This window comes from Neisseria sp. HMSC070F02, from assembly GCF_001814225.1.
Lineage (GTDB): Bacteria > Pseudomonadota > Gammaproteobacteria > Burkholderiales > Neisseriaceae > Neisseria > Neisseria meningitidis.
In genome coordinates this window covers 1-20,352 of record NZ_KV815377.1, presented here as the reverse complement: position 1 = coordinate 20,352, position 20,352 = coordinate 1, and the positions used below count along the sequence as shown (strand labels likewise).

The window sequence follows — 20,352 nt, the reverse complement described above, 5'->3', positions numbered from 1 at the left end:
CTGTCGGGAGGGAAAGGAATTTTGCAAAGGTCTCCGGTTGTGTTTTAATCAGGTGTTGGTGTCGCCGCATCGCTTGAGGGAAATATGTATTATAGTGGATTAAATTTAAATCAGGACAAGGCGACGAAGCCGCAGACAGTACAGATGGTACGGAACCGACTCACTTGGTGCTTCAGCACCTTAGAGAATCGTTCTCTTTGAGCTAAAGCGAGCCAATGCCGTACTGGTTTTTGTTAATCCACTATAAAATCGAGTTTATCCTAGTTGTCCAGGACAGCCCCTATTTTTTCATAACCATCACGAAAGGAATTTTGCAAAGATTTTATTCCATCTCAAAACAATCATCTCAAAAATGCGTTTCTGACCGCCGGTAAAACAAAACCCTCTAAGAAAATACTTAGAGGGTTTTGAAATTTGGCTCCCCGACCTGGGCTCGAACCAGGGACCTGCGGATTAACAGTCCGTCGCTCTACCGACTGAGCTATCGGGGAATAAGCACGAATAATAAAACAGAAATACCGAACGTGTCAATATAAATTGACAATCGATTGCACTTTATCTGCAAGCCCGCAATCTTTATATGTTATATGGCTTCCGCAATATGCCTTGCCGCACGTTTGGCATCCAATAGGATTAAACCAAGTCTGCCAGTTTCTTTTGCCACCAGCACCAACACGGCATCTTTACCCGCCTGACTTAAAAGGATATAGCCTGATTTTCCTTTAATCATCACTTGTTCCAATTCCCCGCAGGCGAGTTCCTGCACCGAGCGACTCCCCAAAGCAAGCAAAGTGGCAGAAATCGCCCCTACCCTGTCCGAATTCAAATGTGAAGGAAGCATTGTCGCCATCGGCAATCCGTCGGTTGAGATAACGGCAGACGCGATAATATCCGTAGATGTATTGTTTAAATCTTCAAGGATTGAAATCAATAATTGCTGCATAACCCCTCCTCTCTCCCAAGTTTTACACGCGGTTGCTGTAACGGCGGTATAAAATCCTTACCAAAGTAACAAATGCCTCTTTGCCCAAATCGGGAATGCCGCCGATAACCAAAATAAATTTGGTTGAACCGATATACAATGGGAAAAATGTCAATTCGCTCTGACCGGAAGGATCGCAAACGCCCCAAGCGTTATTGTTGATATACAGGTTGTTCTTAATCAGCAGCCGGTATTTCTTTTCCATCTGTGCGACTTCTGCCGCCAACAACCCCAACTCTTCCGCCGCCTCATGATGGAAATTGGCGTTGGCAAGATACAGACCGTTCCGATCGACCAATAACGCCTTACCGCTGCCGGACAATTGTTCCATCAGCAACGGCAATTGCTCGTCCGACAAATTGATGCCGTCTGAATGACCGTTTTCATCGCCATAGAGGAATTCGAGTTTTTGCAAACGGTACAACAGGTTCAAAGCGGTATCGATGTCGGCGGTGTCCGCCCAAGTAAGCAGCTTCTCACTGCTGACCATTTCGTCCGCATCCGCTTTCAACAGGCTGTGCAACAAAGTTTTACCGGCACTGGGGGCATCGCTGGATACGGCATAAAATGCACCGGCAGGAGTCAGGCGGGGATATAAATTTGCTTGTAGTGAAAGTGTTGATTCCATATTAAACCTCCAGTCCCGGATCAATAGAAAATAACATTGCGCTAACCAATTGTTTTACGTCATCTTCCTTACGGGCATCAATTTCAAAAACCGGAACATTAAGATTATGTTTTGCAAGATATTTGTGATACACGTCGATACCGGGCTGAGAGCGTATATCCATCTTGGTAATACCGACAACGACGGGTGCCTTCTCCAGCAGCCCTCGAAACGAATGTAAAAAGAATTCCAAATCTTTCAACGGATTGGTTCGGGCATTATCTAAAAGCAAGACCAAACCCATACTGCCTTGGCTTAAGATTTCCCACATAAAGTTGAACCGTTCCTGACCGGGCGTACCATATAAATGGACTTTGGTATCCTCATCCAAGCTGATGGCCCCGTAGTCCATCGCCACTGTCGTATTCCTTTTCCTATCCAAAGTCATATCGGATGCGGAAGCATCGGTCTGAACGAGTGCTTCGTCCGAAATAGCCGCAATGGCAGTGGTTTTCCCTACGCCGACAGGTCCTGTGAAAATAATTTTATTTTCTCTCATCTCTCCGCCTCTTAGCTGCCCAACAGTTTTTTCATCAGCCTTTGCAGAAGACCGCGCGACTGGGATTGGGATGATGTTGTGATTTTTTCCGCTTTTTTCATCATTTCACTATCAGAGGCAGAATCGGCTCCGATATTTATTTTATCCGCCATATCGGAGTATGCCTGTTGTGAAACCGTTTTTAAATCTACCGACAAAAACCCGGTTGTATAGGTTGCCGCAAGATAATTCAGAATATCATTGAGGTTTAAAGGCATCACTTTATACAACACGTTAAGGTTGACGGATGCCTTGGTCAGAAATGCCGACAAGCGTATCGACCCCGGCACATTTGCCAACCGGGTCAGGTTTGGCCAAGATTTCAACGTAAACGGAGTATCGGGAGAAATCGGATAAATCAACCTGCCCTGCGCTGTCCAAATGGAAAACTGCCACATACAGGACATAATGCCTACTTTAGCCTTTTCGCGCCATTGCGGGTTATCGGGAACAGTCTTGCAGCTGACCTGCAAATTTTCGTCTTTGCACAATTCTTCGAGTTTTTGCACACTTTCTGTCAGCAAAACCCGTTGTATCGAGGGGAAAACAATAAGGACCGGCTTATTTCCATGCAAGATAGCGATGTCCTGCCTGTTCTTTTCCGCAAACCGCAACGCCCCCAATAATCCTTTATTCGGGTTAAACTGGCGTATCGTAACCGTACGCTGCACATTCCCGTTATTTTTCGCCGACCGGTCTGCGGGTGCAATAAACGATTTCCCATAAACATTCTCGCCCTGCAACAATTTGCGGAGCATAGGAAACAATGTTTCAAACCGAATCGGTTTGGGCAGGTAGGGAACTTCAGAATCGGGAACTTTCTCCGAACAGACGGCGACGGGTATATCCTTATAACGCTCGGCAAGCTCTTTCCAAAGTTCAAAACCGCCCTCGGCATCGGTATCCGCCAAAACCAAATCGGGCACGGCACTGCCGTCTGAAGGGGATACTGTTTCATAACGGGTGGTATTGTGCATTTTGAATGCCATTTTGAAAACGGATTCCTGCTGCGCCGTCATCCCCGCCAACATTACGCGTACTGTTTTAATTTTCGGCAGTTGAACTTCCATTTTTATTTTCCGTACCGTTTTATTTTTTTAATATTTTGATTCATACGCTGCAGCAGCCGGCTCATCAGCATAACGACCTCTTCAGGAAGCCTGTCCGCACGTTCCCTCAATACCCTTAAAAACTGCCCCAACCTATCCCAATCTTCAGTACGTTCATAAATATCGATCAACGTAATATAAAGCTGGGACTCGTCGGGATATTTCAATACCGCCTGCTCCAACACATCCATTGCCGCTTCAATCTGACCATACATCAGCAACGACTCTACTTCCTTAACCGCATCGTCTGCCGGAGACGAACCGGTGTTGATCAACGAAGAATCTTGAAGCACCAAATCCCGATGTTGCGATTTGAATTTCTGTATATTTTTCGGCAGATACCCGTGCCCCATACCGATGTCTTTGATTTGCCGGTCGTTCGGCCCTTTTTCCAAATCATCGAAAACTTCATGGTAACCCAGGCTGTACCCCCACCCCAGCATCCGCTCTTTAACCTGCCTGCCGTAGTTGCCCAACGTTTGGTAAAGTTTCCACAAATGTCCGGCAAAACGGTCTATGTCCGCGTATTGGTAATCGAGTTTCAACGCATCGATAATCAGGTTTGCAGGTTTTTCGGAAGTTTGGATGGCACGGTCGTATTGTTTCGATGCCGTTTCATAGCTGACTTTGTCTTTAAGGATTTTCGCACCTTGATCGGCACGGACCAAACCGGCAATCGCACCGATTTCCTCTTGACTGATTCTGGACACGTCTTTTTTGCCCCGCACAATCGGGATGCGCTTGATTTCTTCGGCTTCATAAGCCTTACCGCCGGCATCCGGCGGGGGCGATGCGGAAGCTGCCGTCGCAGAACCGCCTTCCGCACGTTTTTCAATCTCCTGAGTACCCCATCCCAAACCTTCTTCCGCCAAGACGCGGATACGCAAATGGTTTGAATCGCGCTGTAATGCCTGTTCGATATATTTTGCCAAAAGTTCGGAAGGAATCAGTTTGCCGTATTTTTGCAGATTGTCTGCCAAAACATCGACATCCCCCACTTCGAGATTGATATCGAGCAGCTCGCGGATAAGGTTTTCAGGTTTCGCTTCACCATCCGGAATGCCGTCCAAATAGGCAGCCAAAGATTCGGCAGCCTTGCCCTGATAACCGAATTGCTTATAAACCTGATACTCCGTAAGCGGATCGACTTCTTGCGCGGATACGGCGGCGGATGCGGTCTCGGCACTTTCGTTCCAAGACCAGTCGGGTTGCGTGCCGTCTGAAACCGATTGTCCAATCTGATCGACCCAGTCCGAATCATTGCTTCCGGGTGTCTGCCCCTGCGTATTGCCGACACCTTGGGATTTGCGCTTCGGTGTTTTCTTACCCTGCTTCGCACGCATAACCAAAAGCATCAGCAATACCGCCAGTGCCAAACCGATAATTAATGAGTTTTCCAAAGGATACTCCCGATACCGTAACGAGCGGATAGCTGACCGCCTGCAACGGCCATTGTCCGCTTTTATTATTAACGATTTACTGAAATAGACTTGTAAGTTTTAAATCATACCATAATTTAACGTTTAACAATATGCCTTCTGCACAAGCCTCGCCATATTACCTTTTACCCACATCAGTATCAATACCCGATATAAAAATAACTTTGCCCATAAGCTGCCTTATTGCCTGCCCGCCGCAGAGTAGCGCGCGATAAAAAATAACGGATGATAAGTCAGGCGCACTTTGCCCGACGGCATACCGAACGCCGACAAGTAATCGCCAATAAATCCATTGAGATTTTTTCTTGTCCAATTTTTTTGGTTCGTGGCTGTTACGCCTGTATATTTAAGGTGTTTGAGTACATCTGACGGCGTATCAAAGTCTAGTATTACCGTAAAATCCTCACACCATAAAAGCTCAAAATCTTTGGCTAACCAAGCCTGCCATTGGGATAAAGTCGGGTAATTTAAGCCTATATTTGTAATTTGGCGGACTTCTTTTAAATTGTCTTTGCCAAAGGTTGCAACCGCCAATAATCCGTTTGTTTTCAAGCCTGTTTTGCAATGGGTGATAAAAGCGTCGGGTTGATGAAACCATTGCACGGCAGATGCGCTTGCGATTAAGTCAAATTGTCGTTGAAAAGGAAAGTTTTCCGCATCGCCGCAATAAAAATCAAAGGATTGCGGCAGTTTTTCAGCCAGTTGGGGCTGCACATTGCACAAATCATTAAATAACCAATAATTCGCTGAAATCTGTTTTTGCAGCAAGGCACTCAACATTCCTGAGCCGCAGCCCAATTCCAACACGTTTTCCAATGGCATATCCGGCAAATAATCTTGCAAATGCGTCATTAAATTAATCGTCATTTTTTGTTGGATTAAGGCGTGCCGGTCATAATCGTTTAATGCTTTTTGGAAAGCCTGCCGAATGCGCGATTTATTTATGGCAGTCAGTGATTCCATAGTGCCGACCAATGGGTGAATCTTGAAAACAGGTAATGTCCGACGTCAATTTCCCGAACGGTGCAACGCGGTGTCCAATATCGGTGCTGATTGGCAGGCATAAAAATTTTATCGCCCGATCCGACCAAGGCATTTGTCCAGCGGATAAGATCTGTACGTCTATCTTGCCCGATCATCGCAAAAAGTGCGATAAGTTCTTGATGAATTTCGCCAAACGGGCGTGCGGGAAATTGTTGGTAATCTTCAAAAGATGCTTTATCGCCACACATTCTGCGTTCAAATTTTAAACGGGTGTTTTCCGTGAGGTTCTCCAATGTGCCTTTAAAAACGGTGCAAGGGATACCGAAATTATCATCGCAAGGCAAACCTGTGCCATTCACTGCCGTTGCGGATTTTAATCTTATTCCTTGCAATGCCCTCTCTGCCGCCCAAACGCCCATTGACCACGCCACCAAACGGATGTGCCGATAGGCGGAAAAATCAAAATCCAAATTTAAATCTTGATAATCATAGCAAATCAATAAATCGTGATTTTCCGGCAAAATCAAATGATTTACAGCATCGGGCGGCATTCCCCAACCTGCAAAATACAGGATTAAATGTCCGCCTTGATGATTGTAAAATTTTGTTTTCATATCATATCCTTACAGGCACACCGCAAACTGCCGCACTTCATCCGTTGTCATATCTGCCGTTAAAGACAGGCGGATTCTGGATGTGTTTTTGGGTACTGTCGGCGGTCTGATGGGCAGGCAATAATAACCCTGCCTTTGCAGATATTCCGCTTTGGCAAGGGCGGCTTCATTCCCGCCTAAAATATAGGGGACGATACAGGTTTGGCTCGGCATTATTTGCGTCCGATGCGCCACTTCCCGCCGTAAAAATGCACTTAACTGCTCAAGATGGCTTCTTTCTTTTGAGAATTGCGGCAATCGTTCAAAAATAAAATAAGTCCAAGCCACATTAAACGGCGGCAATGCGGTTGAAAAAATCAATGGGCGCATTTGATTAATCAAACATTCTTTCAATACTTGGTTGCAGACGGCATACGCCCCCACCGAGGCTAAGGCTTTACCGAAAGTGCCGACCAGTAAATCAATCTCGGCAATCAAATTATCCCGTTCGGCAATCCCCAATCCGTTTTGCCCATAAACACCGATTGCGTGGGCTTCATCCACATAAAGATAAGTATTGGGAAACTGTTTTTTTAATTGGACAAGCTGTTTCAAATCCGCCACATCGCCGTCCATACTGAAAACAGATTCGGTAACGATAAAAGTGCGGTCAAATTTTCCGACGTTTTTTTCAAGCAGATTTTTCAAATGTTCATAATCATTATGACGATAACGGAAAAACGCACACCGGCTCAAACGGATGCCGTCAATCATACTGGCGTGAACAAATTTATCTGCCAAAATCAAACTTTTCGTCGTCGTCAAAGCAGGCAAAATGCCGATATTGGCGTGATAGCCGCTATTGAACAATAACGCGCTTTCCCGTTGGAAACGTTGTGCGACAAGCTCTTCCAAATCGGTATAAATAGGAAAGTTGCCCGTTAATAAACGCGATGAAGAACTGGTAAAAGAGGGAAAATTACCGCCGTATTGCTGCAAAAAAGACCGGCGCAAGTTTTCATCTGATGCCAAACCCAAATAATCATTAGACGACATATTCAGCATTTTGCAGTTTTCCCGCGTAATATACCGCCCTTGATGAATCAAATCCGGAATCGAACGATATTGGTTTTGCGCGCCGAGTTGTTCAAGCTGTTGTTTAAAAACCTTCATTATGATGTAAATATTCCTGAGTTAAAGCCTGAACCAACCCAGCATCAAACAATCAAGTAATGCCCTTTTAATAAAAACCGTTTTGCCGCCGACCTTTGCCACACCCCTGCCTTCATAATCCAAGGCGGAAATTTCCGCGACATTTGTTTCCGTTGCCATTACCCAATCCGTCCGCACTGTACCGAAGCGCATATTTTCGCACAAATTGGTACGGTTTCAGGTATGATTTGCCGAAAACCTATCGGACACACACCATATTTTGATATGAATAAAACAATCTGCCGCACTGCTGCACTATTGATAAGCGGTTTTTCATACGCAAACACCGTCATTCCCGATGTCTCCCCCGTCGCACAAGGTCAACATGTCTTCATTAACATCCCTCAGCAACGCCTGTTCCTCTACACCGACGGCAAACTGACCAAGGTTTATCCCGTTGCAGTAGGTCGGGCGATGACGCAAACCAATCTAGGCGAACATAAAATCGGTGCGAAAGCCTATAACCCTGTTTGGTACATCCCCAAATCCATACAGAAAGAACGCGGCGACGGCGTAAAAATCATAGCCGCCGGCCCGGACAACCCTTTGGGGCCGGTTTTTGTCCGCTTAGGCGACCCCAAACTCGGTTTGGGCATACACGGGACCAATGCGCCGGCCAGCGTCCCCGGGGTTCGGAGTCACGGCTGCGTCCGCATGAAATCGCCCGACGCGCTCGAGTTTGCCAAAACCATCGCCAGCGGCTCGCCCGCCTCCGTCATCTATCAAATGGCGGGTCTCAATGAAGATGCGGATCGCAACCTGTGGCTTGCCGCCTTCCGCGACCCTTACGGTAAGAACAACCTTGACATCGCCTCTCTGAAAAAAAGTATTGCGCAATGGGCAAAAACACAGGGTAAAACCATCGCGCCCGAGAAAGTCGATGCTGTACTCAAAGACCGCACCGGATCGGCCGTCTGCCTGACCTGCGGCAAAAACGGCAAGATGAAGATGCCGCTCAAATCGCTGGCGTGGATACAGGGTTCTTCCTCATACCGCCAAGCTGAAGTCATTGAACAAACTGAGGAAACCAACTCTGCCGAAATATCCGAGACACGCACGCCCGAAGTGCCTGATGTACACACGCCCGAGGCACAACCGCATTTAAATACCCAATCCGACGGCACGCCAACTGCCTATACCGAACCGGCTGCCGATTCATCGCCGCAAGTAGAAACACCTGATCAGGCAGCTTCCGAGCCGGTTGATGTATTATTTTCAATAGATGTGATACGGCAGGGAAATTTGCGTTTAGGTAATTGAATAACCTTCTGATTATTTAATGCTTATGTTTATCAGAAGTTGATAGGCGGTTTGGTTTTTGTTTGGCTTTTCCTACACCGCCGCCTGCCGCTTTCTGCAACATTCAAGCGCACAAATATGCCATCTGAAGGCTTTAGACGGCATATTTCACGATAATAGTCGCCCAATCAAATAAACACAGATTGGAAATTTATTTTATTTTTCCCTTACCAATACCCCAGAACTTTCCACCAAATGCTGCCGATAACGAAAAAAATCAGAAAATTGACTACGCTCATGATAAAACCCGCCTTCCACCATTCTCCCATTGTGGTGTAGCCCGAACCGAAAATCACAGGCGAAGTACCGGTCGCATAATGAGTGAGGGTCATCATAATGTTGGATGCGGCCGCCATCATCAGCGCGGTCGGCATCGCCGGTGCATTCAGTGAAACGGCAGCAGCGAGAAATGCGCCGAACATAGCGGTAATATGTGCAGTAGTACTGGCAAACATATAATGCGCATACATATAAGCAAGCACGAGGATTACGCCCGCAGCCGTGCCGCTAACGCCCAAACCGCCGACACTTTCCGCCAACACTCCGGAGAACCATTTAATCAGTCCGAGTTTATTTAAAAATGCGGCCATCATAATCAATGCGCCAAACCAAATAATCGTATCCCACGCACTTTTTTCTTTCAAAACATCGTCCCAAGTCAATACACCGGAAAGCAAAAGCAGGCTTAATCCGATAAATGCGGTGGCGGTGGCGTTGATACTAAAAGCGTGATTGCCGGTAATAAGGGCGGGAACATCTGCCCACAACAGCAGCAAGATACCGAAAATGACCGCCATAATGATTTCGTCTGCCGACATTTTACCCATCTCCCTCAGACGGTCTTTGGCAAATTGAACGGCATTGGGCGTTTCTTTAATTTCAGGCGGATACAAAAAATATAAAATCAAAGGCATAACGAAAAAGGCGATAACGCCGGGAACAGCCATTGCCCACGCCCACACCCCCCAAGAAAGACGGAAACTACTGCCTAAATTTTCGGCAATCAAGTTGACGATTAAAGGGTTGGGGGCAGTTGCAGTAATAAACATAGCCGACGAAATGGGATTGGAATGATAGTTGACCAAAGCCAAATATTTACCCATCTTGCCTTCTGTGCCTTTTGCGGGATTGGAGCCGTAACTGCCGGCAATCGACTGCATAATCGGATGTATAATGCCGCCGCCGCGCGCGGTATTGGAAGGGGTAACGGGAGCCAGCAGCAGTTCGGAAAGAGCGAGACTGTAACCGATGCCCAGCGTTTTTCTTCCAAAAACGGCGATAAACAAATATCCGATACGCATCCCCAGCCCTGTTTTGAGCAAACCGCGCGAAATCATAACTGCGATGGCAATCAGCCAAATCAACGGATTGGCGAACGCACTCAACGCATCGCTCATCGCCGCGCCCGGTTTGTCGGCGGTTACGCCGGTTACTGCGACCAACCCGACGGCAATAATCGACAGCGCGCCCAACGGCATGGCCTTGCCGATAATGGCGGCAATCACGCCGACAAACATGGCCAGCAGCGTCCAAGCCTGAGGCTTGACCCCGTCGGGTACGGGCAGTGCCAAAACCAGGGCGCACAATACTGCGGCAATGGCGAGGGGTATCGGTTTGAAACCCAATTTCATCATATTGACCTCCGTAAAAAAGACCGTCCCGAAAAATCGGAAAAATAATATTTAACTAATTGTTTTATAAGATATATTTAGATATTTCACCGTCTTTCCGATATGCGGCTCCGGGCAACTTTTGTTTCAGTATTTGAATTTTCATTAGACTGAATACGCCGTTTGAACGGCACGGCGAAAACCCGGGGGATGCCGGACGTTCAGTCCTTTTTCGCACCTTGAAGGTAAAGCATTTCCAAGGCAATTGTGGCGCCGGCCAAAGCGGTAATGTCGGATTGGTCGTAAGAGGGGGCAACTTCTACAACATCCATACCGACGATGTCGAGATCCGTCAGCCCACGTAGGATTTTTAATGCCCTGTCGCTGCTCAAGCCGCCGCATACGGGCGTACCGGTCCCGGGGGCGAACGACGGGTCGAGGCAGTCTATGTCGAAAGTCAGGTAAACGGGCATATTGCCGACGGTTTCTTTGATTTTACGGACGGTCTCTTCAACACTGTCTTCATTGACTTGGGGGGCGGTCAACACAGTAAAAGGCAATTTTTTACTGTGTTCGGTGCGTATGCCGATTTGTACGGAACGGGACGGGTCGATGAGGCCTTCCTTGGGGGCGGTATAGAACATCGTACCGTGGTCGTATTCGCTGCCGTTGTCGTAGGTGTCGGTGTGCGCGTCAAAATGAATCAGTGCGAGTTTGCCGAAATAGCGGGCGTGGGCGCGCAACAACGGTAGGGTAATGAAATGGTCGCCGCCCAAACTCAAACAGCGTTTGCCGGAAGAAAGTAATTTGCCGGCGTGCGCTTCCATTTTTTCGACAAAATCCCTGCTGTCGCCAAAAGAAAAAACCAAGTCGCCGCAATCAATAATGTTCAGGCGTTCGCGCACATCAAATGTCCATGGAAACCTGCGGTGCTCCCAAGCGAGGTTGACGGAGGCGCGCCGGATGGCTTCAGGACCGAAACGCGCGCCGGAACGCCCTGAAACCGCCATATCATAAGGCACGCCGGTAATAACCCAATCGGCATGACTTTCATACGGCATAAAATTAAGCGGCAGGCGCAAAAACCCGAAATTATTGGAAACGAGGGAGTTGTCGGTTTGTCCTGCCAGTGTGCTGTATTGCATCGTAATGATTCCTTGTAATTGGTTTCAATCGGTCGTGATGATTGGTGTTTGAGTAAGAAAATCGGGCTTCAGACGACATATCCGATGCCTTGATGCGTCTATTCGTCTTCCAAATAGGTATAACCATTAAGCCCCGCTTCGAGTTCTTTTAAGAAAGACATAGCCTGCGAGGCAGGAAGGTCTGAATGTTCGATTTGTTCGCGATAGCGTTTCATCAGCTCTTTCGGATCTTGATAAACGTATTCGAGCATATCGGCAACGGTGTTTCCTTCATCGTAATCGATGACGGTAAATTGTCCGTCTTCCCCTACAACAACATCGGCAGTGGCAGTGTCGCCGAAAAGATTGTGCATATTGCCGAGTATTTCCTGATATGCTCCCACCATAAAAAAGCCTAAAAGCGGCGGCTCTTCTTCGGGATAATCAGGCATAGGCATCGTACCGGCGATGCCGTCGCCGTCGATGTAGTGGTCAATCGTACCGTCTGAATCGCAGGTAATGTCCAACAACACGGCGCGGCGCGCAATCGGTTCATTCAAACCGGTAATGGGACAAACAGGGAAAAGTTGATCTATGCCCCAAGCATCGGGCAAAGATTGGAAGAGTGAGAAATTGACATACAGCTTATCGGCAAAACGTTCTTGCAATTCGTCAATAATGGTTCGGTGAGACCGGTGTTTTTCATTAAACAATTCGCCGACTTCATGACAGATATTTAAATACAGTTGCTCCGCCCACGCACGTTGCGCCAAACTCAACAGCCCGACATTATACTGATTATGCACATCGGCAAGATCAAACTGCCCTTCGTGTATCCAGCTGCGTAAGGAACGTTTTTCCCGCGAGGCGGAAATATCCGTCCAAGTTTCCCACATACTGTGCAACACACGCGGTGCTTCGGGCGATGGCGCATCCAGCCGGCGCGGTTTGTAACGTTCAACGCCTATAACATTGGCAACCAAAACGGCGTGATGTGCGGTAATGCCGCGCCCGCTCTCGGTAATGATTGTCGGATGCGGCAGCCCGTGTTCGAGACAAGCCTGACTGATGCCCCATACGACTGTGGCGGCATATTCGTTGAGGCTGTAATTAACGGAACAATCCGATTGTGTGCGGTTTCCTTCGTAATCCACGCCAAGCCCGCCGCCTACATCAAAACAGCGGATATTTACCCCCAGTTTGTGCAACTCAACATAAAACCGAGCCGATTCGTGTACACCTGTGGCAACATCACGGATGTTCCCAAGCTGCGAGCCCAAATGGAAATGCAAAAGCTGCAGGCAATCCAGCCTGTTTTTTTGTTTCAAAATATCGACCAGTTGCAAAACTTGGGAAGCCGACAAGCCGAATTTTGATTTTTCCCCACCCGAAGACTGCCATTTTCCCGAACCTTGGGAAGCCAGTCTGGCGCGCACACCCAAACGGGGCTTGATGCCGAGTTTTTCCGCCTCTTCCAATACCATTTGTATTTCGGACAGCTTCTCAATCACCAAATAAACCTGATGCCCCAGTTTTTCGCCCATCAAGGCGAAACGGATATATTCACGGTCTTTATAGCCGTTGCAGACGATTAATGTTTGCCGGGTGCCGGCGTGTGCCAAAACCGCCATCAGTTCGGCTTTAGAACCGGCCTCCAAACCATGCGGTTGTCCGCTTGACATAAGCGATTCGATGACGCGGCGGTGTTGGTTGACCTTGATAGGGTAAACCAAACAATAACCGCCCTTATAGCCGCACTCTTCCCGTGCCGTCTGAAAGGCGCGGTTAATGTCGCGGAGGCGGTGTTCGAGGATTTGCGGAAAACAAAACAAAACAGGCAGGCGCGCCTGATGTTTTTGTTGCACGGCTTCAGTCAGTTTTTGCAGTGAAACAGTTTGATTGTGTTGCGAGGGATTGGGGCGGACGATGATTTCGCCGAAATCGTCAACATCATAATAACCTATGCCCCAATGATTAATGTTGCACACTTCACGGATGGTAAGGATAGGCATAATAAACCTGCTCCGTCTGTCGTGTTGAAAAGGAATGATTATAACAAATCAGCGTGAAATGTCATTTTTTTAATAAGAAAAGCCTGCCTCATACCTGATGAGGAACAGGCAAAATGCCGTCTGAACGCTTCAGACGGCATTTTGGTTCATCTTTCCATCAAAGGAGTCAGCGATCGAGCTGCTCTTTGATGATTTTCAGGTCGGGGTAAGACAACACGATGTCGTATTCGCGGCCGTCTTTATAGGCTTCCACTTCCAGCACAGGCTTACCCCAATGGTCGTCGGCATCGACATCGTGAACCTGATAACCGCGCTGCTCCAACATTTTTACGGCTTTTGTGCGGTTTTGTTCAAAATGGGGATCGCCGTAAATCTGACGCTCGGCAGAATCGCCGGCAAATGCGGTTGCGGCACTCAGGGAAACAACGGCGGCCAATAACAGTTTTTTCATTTTCAGTCCTTTCTTAATCGGTTGATTGAATAAGATGTGTTTTTCAATGCTGCCATTAAAACACAGCAAAATTAGGTTTGAATTAGAGGGAAGTTAAGAAGCGTAAATGCCGTCTGAAAAAAACAGAGCCGTCAAATGGCTCTGTTTTCCTTATGCTTCTTTGGTTTCAGCCGCCTTTTGACGCAGGCGCAAGCTCAATTCGCGCAACTGCTTGTCGTCCACGCTGTTGGGCGCGTTGGTCAGCAGGCATTGAGCACGTTGTGTTTTCGGGAAGGCAATCACGTCGCGGATGGATTCGGCTCCGGTCATCAGCGTTACCAGACGGTCGAGGCCGAATGCAAGGCCGCCGTGAGGAGGCGCACCGAATTTCAGGTTGTCCAAGAGGAAGCCGAATTTCTCTTGTTGCTCTTCAGGGCTGATTTTCAGCGCGGCAAACACTTTCTCTTGCACGTCTGCGCGGTGGATACGGATAGAGCCGCCGCCGATTTCCCAGCCGTTCAATACCATATCGTAGGCGCGTGCCAAACAATTTGCCGGGTCGGAAACCATCAGGTCTTCATGACCTTCTTTTGGCGCAGTAAACGGATGGTGTACGGCAACGTAGCGGTCGGCTTCTTCGTCGTATTCGAACATTGGGAAGTCGACAACCCACAAAGGTTTCCATTCGTCTGTGAAATAGCCGTTTTCCGCGCCGTGTTCCAAGCCGACTTTGATACGCAATGCGCCGATGGCTTCGTTTACGACTTTGGTTTTGTCTGCACCGAAGAAGATAATATCGCCGTTTTGTGCGCCGGTACGCGCGATGATTTCCTTCAGGGCATTCTCAGACAGGAATTTTACGATTGGAGATTGCAGGCCGCTGTCTTCGCCGTTGGAGAGGTTGCCCACATCATTTACTTTGATGTATGCCAGACCTTTCGCACCGTAGATGCCGACAAATTTGGTGTATTCGTCGATTTCTTTGCGGCTGAATTTCGCGCCGTTCGGTACACGCAGAGCGACTACGCGGCCGCCTTTCATATCTGCCGCGCCACGGAAGACTTTGAATTCTTCCGTTTTCATCAGGTCGGTCAACTCGGTGAATTTCAAGTTGATACGCATGTCCGGTTTGTCAGAGCCGTAGTAGAACATGGCTTCAGAGTAAGGCATGCGTGGGAAGTCGCCCAAGTCCACGCCCAGCGCGTCTTTGAAGACTTGTTTCGCCATACCTTCGGTGATGTCCATGATTTCATCCTCGTTTAAGAACGAGGTTTCCAAGTCGATTTGGGTAAATTCAGGCTGACGGTCGGCACGCAGGTCTTCGTCGCGGAAGCACTTGGTGATTTGGTAGTAACGGTCGAAACCCGCCACCATCAACAGTTGTTTGAATAATTGCGGCGATTGCGGTAGCGCGAAAAACTCGCCCGGATGAACGCGGCTCGGCACGAGGTAGTCGCGCGCGCCTTCAGGCGTGGAGCGGGTCAGCATCGGGGTTTCAATGTCGATGAAACCTTGCGCGTCCAAGTAGCGGCGAACGCCCATAGCCACTTGGTAACGCAGGCGCAGGTTGCGCTGCATCACCGGACGGCGCAGGTCGATAACGCGGTTGGTCAGGCGAACGTTTTCGCTGATGTTTTCATCGTCGATTTGGAACGGAGGCGTAGCGGCGGCGTTTAATACTTCGATTTCTTTGGCAAGAATTTCGATTTTGCCGGAAATCATTTTGTCGTTGGTTGTACCTTCGGGACGGTTGCGTACGCGGCCGGTAATGCTCAAAACGTATTCGTTGCGGGCGGAATCGGCAGCAGCAAACGCTTCCGGAGTGTCGGGGTCAATCACGACTTGGACGATGCCTTCGCGGTCGCGCAGGTCGATAAAAATCACACCGCCGTGGTCGCGTCGGCGGTGTACCCAGCCTTTGACGGTTACGGTTTGGTCTAAGTATTGCTCGCTGATCAGGCCGCAATAGTTGGTACGCATAAATTCACCTTTTATTGATTTAAACTGAAAACAGAAAATGCCGTCTGAACGGCGGCTTTATTGTTGTTCGGGCAAATCCGCCTTTTCAGACGGCATAGGTCCTGCCAATGTTTTGACGGGCAGGTCGTCAGGGATGACCATACCCAGCGAAATCACATATTTCAATGCTTCGTCCACGCTCATATCGAGTTCGCGCACATCGCTTTTCTTTACCATAATATAGTAACCGCCGGTCGGATTCGGCGTGGTCGGAACATACACGGAAAGATAATCGCCGTCCTTCGGCAATGCGGCCTTAACCGCATTCGACACCTGACCGGACACGAATGCGATTGTCCAAATACCCGATTGGGGAAACGGCACGAGTACTGGTGTTTTAAACGAACGGCTGCTGTCGGACAGCAGCGATTCGGATACTTTTTTCACACTCGAATAGATGGACTTCACAACTGGAATCCGCCCCAACAGGCTGTCCCACGCGGCAAGAATCTGCCGGCCCAATACGTTTGCGGCAAACAATCCGGTTACAAACAATACAGCAATGGCAACGATAACGCCCAGCCCCGGGATATTGAAGCCCAAAACATATTGCGGCCGCCATTGCTTCGGCAGCAGGTTGACGAGCTGATCGGACGCGGAAACGATATAGGAAACCACCCAAACCGTTACCGCAATCGGCAGCCAGACCAAAATGCCCGTAATCAGATATTTTTTTAACGCCTTGGCAGCTTTACCGCCTTCGGCCTCAGGTTCCGTCATCTTGCTTGATTCCGACAAAGTCCGTACAAACCGCACATTATACGCGTTTGCCCGGATTCAAACGAAATTTTTATCCCGCCCCGCCAAACCGCCAGCGGCTTCAGACGGCACGGCAACTTGATATACCGTCTGAACACGCGGTTCAGATGCCGTCCAAGTCGTTGAACATCAACCCGATACCGATACCGTTCTGCTTGTGGTTGTAGTCGATCAGGCTCTCGCCGTAACCGTGGAATCCGCGTACCACGCCTTTGAGTTTGCCCTTAATCGGAAACGTGTAGGCGGCTTCAATCGCGCCGTAGCCCGTTTTGGGGTTGTAGCGCAATACGGAATACACATTCTGCCTGTCGTTCAGGCGGTACTGCAGCTTCACGTCGCCATACCCCATATAGTCGGCAATATCGGGATTGTCGTTTTTATCGCCGCTCTGATCGAACGCACGCACCCACACGCGCGGAATCACCGTCAATTTGCCCCATTCCATGCCTGCCATGGCGTAAATCCTGTTCCACGAACGCGATTCGGGACGGCTCTGTCCGTTGGACTGGTGGACAAAACCCGCACCGAGCATACGCAGCCTGCCGCCGAACGGCAAATCCGCCTTCACAGGCTGGGTCAGGAAAATTTCAGGTTTGTAATCCGTATTGCGGAACGGCGCGGATTTCCTGCCTTGGTTGTAAATCTGCCAATCGGATCTTTGGGTGTAGCCGAACCACAGATCCGCGCGGGTTTTAAACAAATCTTCGGCAATTTTGCTTTTGAACGAAACCTGCAATTTGGTTTCCGCACGTTTCTGCTGTCCGAATTTTTCCTGTACAGTCGTACCGCGCGTCGGCGAACCCGGGGCATAGTTGGGCGAATTGTTGTACCAGAGCGGCATAAGGTACATCGGATTGTGTTCGCGTACGCCCAACAGCCCGCGCAAATCGTTTTTGTCCAAGTCGTACATCAGGCTCAAAGGCGTATAGATGTCGGCGGTTTCGCCCGCACTGTCGGCAGGAAGCGCATCCCCGCCTTTTTCAACAACAATGACCGCCTCGCCCTTATCCAGGCTGCTGCGGACGGTTTCCGTCAGATTGAGTACGGCTTTCGACTCCTGCCCTTCCTGCCCTGCCGAAGACGGAAGCTGTGCCGCAAAAATCCTGTCGTAACACGCCAAACGCGTAACATTGTCCGTCAAAGCGGCGCATTGCAGCGCGGTCTCTCCAAAAGCGGATACCGTCGGCAACAGTCCTGTCAAAAGAATATAGCGCATATTCCGTGTATTCATCTCCGCCCCCATTGTCGGCATATTGGTTTTCAAACGGCATTTTATAGCGGATTCGGATAAAAACCGCACCCTTTCCGCCATTTCGGGATTTTGCCCCCGCAATACAGAAAACCCCGAAACCGTCGGGCTTCAGGGTTTTCCGCTTATCGCGTATCAACCGCCTTGGCGGTTTTGCAAAAATCAAGCCAGTGCTTTTACTTTTGCAGACAGACGGCTTTTGTGGCGTGCCGCTTTGTTTTTGTGGAACACGCCCTTGTCGGCGATGCGGTCGATGACTTTGACGGACTCTTGGTAAACCGCTTGTGCGGCAGCTTTATCGCCTGCTTCGACTGCTTTCAATACTTTTTTCACTGCAGTGCGGAATGCGGTACGCAGGCTAGCGTTGTGGGCGCGTTGTTTGACGGACTGGCGGGCACGTTTGCGTGCTTGTGCGCTGTTTGCCATATTGGAATCTCCTGAAAGAAAAATAAATTCTGTAAACGCGCAATTTTAAAGGGGGTTTACATTATATGCAAGCCTTTTCTCTCTATCCGCCCGTCGGACACCCTGACAGCGCAAAAAAACGGCAAAATCGTGCGGACGTTTTCTCCCTCTTTTGAAAACAAGGTAATTTTTTAGGAAAATCAGGTCAATATCGCTTTGAGTTTGCACAAATTTACTTTACAATGCCCAAACCTTGCGCCGGGGTGTTTATGGGGCGCGGGGTTTTCTTTTTTTTCCAACCTCTTTCATCAGGAATCTGCCCGTATGAAAAAATCCGTATTAGCCGTTTTGGCCGCGCTGTCTTTGGCAGCCTGCGGCGGCAGCGAAAAAAACGCCGTGCAACCTCAAGCAGACGCTGCGTCTGCTGCCAATGCCGAAGCCGCTGCCACCGATACTCTGAACATCTACAACTGGTCGAACTATGTTGACGAGAGTACGGTCGAAGACTTTAAAAAAGCCAATAATCTGAAGCTGACTTACGACTTGTACGAAAACAATGAAACGCTGGAAGCCAAAATGCTGACCGGCAAATCCGGTTACGATTTGGTTGTGCCGGGCATCGCCTTCCTACCGCGCCAAATCGAGGCGGGCGCGTATCAAAAAGTCAACAAAGACCTGATTCCCAACTATAAAAACATCGATCCCGAACTCTTGAAAATGCTGGAAACCGCCGACCCGGGCAACCAGTATGCCGTCCCCTATTTCTCCGGCGTGAACACGATTGCGATTACGGCGAAAGGCAAAGAGCTTTTGGGCGGCAAGCTGCCCGAAAACGGCTGGGATTTGCTGTTCAAACCCGAATACACCCACAAGCTGAAATCCTGCGGCATCGCCCTGTGGGACACCCCGAGCGAAATGTTCCCGATTTTGCTGAACTACTTGGGCAAAGACCCCAAAGGCTCGAATCCTGAAGATTTGAAGGCGGCGGCGGAAGTGTTGAAGTCTATCCGTCCGGATGTCAAACGTTTCAGCCCGTCCATCATCGACGAGCTGGCGCGCGGCGACATCTGCCTGGCGGCAGGCAACGGCGGCGATTTGAACTTGGCGAAAGCACGTTCCGAAGAAGTGAAAAACAACGTCGGCATCGAAGTGTTGAATCCGAAAGGCATGGGCTTCTGGATTGAATCTTGGCTGATTCCGGCCGATGCGAAAAACGTCGCCAATGCCCACAAATACATCAACTACACGCTCGACCCCGAAATCGCGGCGAAAAACGGCATCGCCGTAACCTTCGCCCCCGCCAGCAAACCGGCGCGCGAAAAAATGCCTGCCGAACTGGTAAACACCCGTTCCATCTTCCCGAACGAGCAGGATATGAAAGACGGTTTTGTGATGCCGCAAATGAGTACGGATGCGAAAAAACTGTCTGTCAGCCTGTGGCAGAAAATCAAAGTCGGCACCAACTGATTTGAAGCATTAAAAATGCCGTCCGAACATCGTTCGGACGGCATTTTATATTGGATTGAAATAGAAATACTTATATAGTGGATTAACAAAAATCAGGACAAGGCGACAAAGCCGCAGACAGTACAAATGGTACGGAACCGACTCACTTGGTGCTTCAGCACCTTAGAGAATCGTTCTCTTTGAGCTAAGGCGAGCCAACGCCGTACTGGTTTTTGTTAATCCACTATACCGTCGTTCCCACGGTCAGGATTTCAGATTGCGGACATCTGTCAGAAAAGACAAAAAACCTTCCGCCGTCATTCCCTACAGGCGAGAATCCGATCCGTTGAAATTCGGTTGTTTTAAATAAATTCTTGCAGCTTTGATTTTCTGTTTTTCCGATAACGCCGTAACTTTGAAACGCGAAAGCGGTAATCCGATCCGTTCGGTTTCGGTTTTTTTGAGGTTTCGGGTA

General features: G+C 48.9%; 20 protein-coding genes and 1 tRNA gene. 2 read left to right on the top strand and 19 right to left on the bottom strand.

The window, feature by feature from the left end:
- Positions 1 to 415: 415 nt before the first annotated feature.
- The 10 genes from HMPREF2959_RS02950 to HMPREF2959_RS02905 all read right to left on the bottom strand — a co-directional run bounded on the left by HMPREF2959_RS02950 (position 416) and on the right by HMPREF2959_RS02905 (position 7,644).
- Positions 416 to 491: transfer RNA gene (locus tag HMPREF2959_RS02950), tRNA-Asn, on the bottom strand.
- Between the two features lie 92 nt (positions 492 to 583).
- The gene (locus tag HMPREF2959_RS02945) at positions 584 to 943 is read right to left on the bottom strand and encodes a roadblock/LC7 domain-containing protein (protein WP_002212575.1); all 360 of its coding nucleotides are present in this window, start codon (positions 941 to 943) and stop codon (positions 584 to 586) included.
- A gap of 22 nt (positions 944 to 965) precedes the next feature.
- Positions 966 to 1,610: a hypothetical protein gene (locus HMPREF2959_RS02940; protein WP_002212574.1), complete on the bottom strand. Its 645-nt coding sequence runs from the start codon at positions 1,608 to 1,610 to the stop codon at positions 966 to 968.
- 1 nt (position 1,611) lies between these two features.
- Entirely contained in the window at positions 1,612 to 2,148 is a 537-nt protein-coding gene (locus HMPREF2959_RS02935; RefSeq protein WP_002212573.1) for a GTP-binding protein, read from the bottom strand.
- Between the two features lie 11 nt (positions 2,149 to 2,159).
- Entirely contained in the window at positions 2,160 to 3,257 is a 1,098-nt protein-coding gene (locus tag HMPREF2959_RS02930; RefSeq protein WP_002230290.1) for a DNA-binding transcriptional response regulator, read from the bottom strand.
- A gap of 2 nt (positions 3,258 to 3,259) precedes the next feature.
- Entirely contained in the window at positions 3,260 to 4,696 is a 1,437-nt protein-coding gene (locus tag HMPREF2959_RS02925; protein ID WP_002243324.1) for a tetratricopeptide repeat protein, read from the bottom strand.
- A 219-nt stretch (positions 4,697 to 4,915) separates the two neighbouring features.
- Entirely contained in the window at positions 4,916 to 5,698 is a 783-nt protein-coding gene (gene bioC / locus HMPREF2959_RS02920) for a malonyl-ACP O-methyltransferase BioC (protein ID WP_002224953.1), read from the bottom strand.
- Positions 5,686 to 6,333, bottom strand: a complete 648-nt coding sequence (locus tag HMPREF2959_RS02915) for a pimeloyl-ACP methyl esterase BioG family protein (protein WP_002243323.1) — start codon at positions 6,331 to 6,333, stop codon at positions 5,686 to 5,688. Before HMPREF2959_RS02915 ends, bioC begins: the two co-directional genes overlap by 13 nt.
- Positions 6,334 to 6,342: 9 nt before the next feature.
- A complete protein-coding gene (gene bioF / locus HMPREF2959_RS02910) occupies positions 6,343 to 7,485 on the bottom strand; it encodes an 8-amino-7-oxononanoate synthase (protein ID WP_002243322.1) in 1,143 nt (380 codons plus the stop codon).
- 21 nt (positions 7,486 to 7,506) lie between these two features.
- Entirely contained in the window at positions 7,507 to 7,644 is a 138-nt protein-coding gene (locus HMPREF2959_RS02905; RefSeq protein WP_009346942.1) for a hypothetical protein, read from the bottom strand.
- A 63-nt stretch (positions 7,645 to 7,707) separates the two neighbouring features.
- Between HMPREF2959_RS02905 and HMPREF2959_RS02900 the strand changes: the two genes are divergently transcribed.
- On the top strand, positions 7,708 to 8,784 hold the full coding sequence (locus HMPREF2959_RS02900; protein WP_079888760.1) for a L,D-transpeptidase: 1,077 nt from the start codon (positions 7,708 to 7,710) through the stop codon (positions 8,782 to 8,784).
- A 206-nt stretch (positions 8,785 to 8,990) separates the two neighbouring features.
- On the opposite strand, the gene HMPREF2959_RS02895 is transcribed toward HMPREF2959_RS02900, so the two are convergent.
- From HMPREF2959_RS02895 to rpsT, 8 genes are all read right to left on the bottom strand, one after another.
- Positions 8,991 to 10,457, bottom strand: a complete 1,467-nt coding sequence (locus HMPREF2959_RS02895) for a DASS family sodium-coupled anion symporter (RefSeq protein ID WP_070696383.1) — start codon at positions 10,455 to 10,457, stop codon at positions 8,991 to 8,993.
- Between the two features lie 197 nt (positions 10,458 to 10,654).
- A complete protein-coding gene (gene speB, locus HMPREF2959_RS02890; RefSeq protein ID WP_002220414.1) occupies positions 10,655 to 11,578 on the bottom strand; it encodes an agmatinase in 924 nt (307 codons plus the stop codon).
- A gap of 98 nt (positions 11,579 to 11,676) precedes the next feature.
- Positions 11,677 to 13,569: a biosynthetic arginine decarboxylase gene (speA, locus tag HMPREF2959_RS02885; protein WP_002243320.1), complete on the bottom strand. Its 1,893-nt coding sequence runs from the start codon at positions 13,567 to 13,569 to the stop codon at positions 11,677 to 11,679.
- 166 nt (positions 13,570 to 13,735) lie between these two features.
- Positions 13,736 to 14,020, bottom strand: coding sequence for a PepSY domain-containing protein (locus HMPREF2959_RS02880; protein ID WP_002216588.1), 285 nt, complete (start codon positions 14,018 to 14,020; stop codon positions 13,736 to 13,738).
- A gap of 150 nt (positions 14,021 to 14,170) precedes the next feature.
- A complete protein-coding gene (gene aspS, locus HMPREF2959_RS02875; RefSeq protein WP_002229074.1) occupies positions 14,171 to 15,979 on the bottom strand; it encodes an aspartate--tRNA ligase in 1,809 nt (602 codons plus the stop codon).
- Between the two features lie 57 nt (positions 15,980 to 16,036).
- Entirely contained in the window at positions 16,037 to 16,738 is a 702-nt protein-coding gene (locus HMPREF2959_RS02870; RefSeq protein ID WP_002229079.1) for a DUF502 domain-containing protein, read from the bottom strand.
- 142 nt (positions 16,739 to 16,880) lie between these two features.
- Positions 16,881 to 18,029, bottom strand: a complete 1,149-nt coding sequence (locus HMPREF2959_RS02865; RefSeq protein WP_025458525.1) for a phospholipase A — start codon at positions 18,027 to 18,029, stop codon at positions 16,881 to 16,883.
- Positions 18,030 to 18,188: 159 nt separating this feature from the next.
- Complete coding sequence (gene rpsT / locus HMPREF2959_RS02860) at positions 18,189 to 18,452, bottom strand: 30S ribosomal protein S20 (protein WP_002212556.1); 264 nt, start codon at positions 18,450 to 18,452, stop codon at positions 18,189 to 18,191.
- A gap of 303 nt (positions 18,453 to 18,755) precedes the next feature.
- Here rpsT and HMPREF2959_RS02855 point away from each other — a divergent pair, with 303 nt between their 5' ends.
- Positions 18,756 to 19,898 (top strand): extracellular solute-binding protein, encoded by a 1,143-nt coding sequence (locus tag HMPREF2959_RS02855; protein ID WP_002216584.1) that lies wholly within the window; start codon positions 18,756 to 18,758, stop codon positions 19,896 to 19,898.
- Positions 19,899 to 20,121: 223 nt separating this feature from the next.
- On the opposite strand, the gene HMPREF2959_RS12745 is transcribed toward HMPREF2959_RS02855, so the two are convergent.
- Positions 20,122 to 20,352, bottom strand: a 231-nt coding sequence (locus tag HMPREF2959_RS12745; RefSeq protein ID WP_210398725.1) for a hypothetical protein, incomplete at its 5' end; no start/stop codon positions are given.

Coding starts and splice junctions, on each gene's coding strand:
- bioF (WP_002243322.1), bottom strand. CDS start 7,485: ATGAAGGTTTTTAAACAACAGCTTGAACAACTCGGCGCGCAAAACCAA.
- HMPREF2959_RS02905 (WP_009346942.1), bottom strand. CDS start 7,644: ATGGCAACGGAAACAAATGTCGCGGAAATTTCCGCCTTGGATTATGAA.
- bioC (WP_002224953.1), bottom strand. CDS start 5,698: ATGGAATCACTGACTGCCATAAATAAATCGCGCATTCGGCAGGCTTTC.
- rpsT (WP_002212556.1), bottom strand. CDS start 18,452: ATGGCAAACAGCGCACAAGCACGCAAACGTGCCCGCCAGTCCGTCAAA.
- HMPREF2959_RS02865 (WP_025458525.1), bottom strand. CDS start 18,029: ATGCCGACAATGGGGGCGGAGATGAATACACGGAATATGCGCTATATT.
- HMPREF2959_RS02900 (WP_079888760.1), top strand. CDS start 7,708: ATGATTTGCCGAAAACCTATCGGACACACACCATATTTTGATATGAAT.
- HMPREF2959_RS02930 (WP_002230290.1), bottom strand. CDS start 3,257: ATGGAAGTTCAACTGCCGAAAATTAAAACAGTACGCGTAATGTTGGCG.
- aspS (WP_002229074.1), bottom strand. CDS start 15,979: ATGCGTACCAACTATTGCGGCCTGATCAGCGAGCAATACTTAGACCAA.
- HMPREF2959_RS02940 (WP_002212574.1), bottom strand. CDS start 1,610: ATGGAATCAACACTTTCACTACAAGCAAATTTATATCCCCGCCTGACT.
- speA (WP_002243320.1), bottom strand. CDS start 13,569: ATGCCTATCCTTACCATCCGTGAAGTGTGCAACATTAATCATTGGGGC.
- HMPREF2959_RS02855 (WP_002216584.1), top strand. CDS start 18,756: ATGAAAAAATCCGTATTAGCCGTTTTGGCCGCGCTGTCTTTGGCAGCC.
- speB (WP_002220414.1), bottom strand. CDS start 11,578: ATGCAATACAGCACACTGGCAGGACAAACCGACAACTCCCTCGTTTCC.
- HMPREF2959_RS02880 (WP_002216588.1), bottom strand. CDS start 14,020: ATGAAAAAACTGTTATTGGCCGCCGTTGTTTCCCTGAGTGCCGCAACC.
- HMPREF2959_RS02915 (WP_002243323.1), bottom strand. CDS start 6,333: ATGAAAACAAAATTTTACAATCATCAAGGCGGACATTTAATCCTGTAT.
- HMPREF2959_RS02945 (WP_002212575.1), bottom strand. CDS start 943: ATGCAGCAATTATTGATTTCAATCCTTGAAGATTTAAACAATACATCT.
- HMPREF2959_RS02870 (WP_002229079.1), bottom strand. CDS start 16,738: ATGACGGAACCTGAGGCCGAAGGCGGTAAAGCTGCCAAGGCGTTAAAA.
- HMPREF2959_RS02935 (WP_002212573.1), bottom strand. CDS start 2,148: ATGAGAGAAAATAAAATTATTTTCACAGGACCTGTCGGCGTAGGGAAA.
- HMPREF2959_RS02895 (WP_070696383.1), bottom strand. CDS start 10,457: ATGATGAAATTGGGTTTCAAACCGATACCCCTCGCCATTGCCGCAGTA.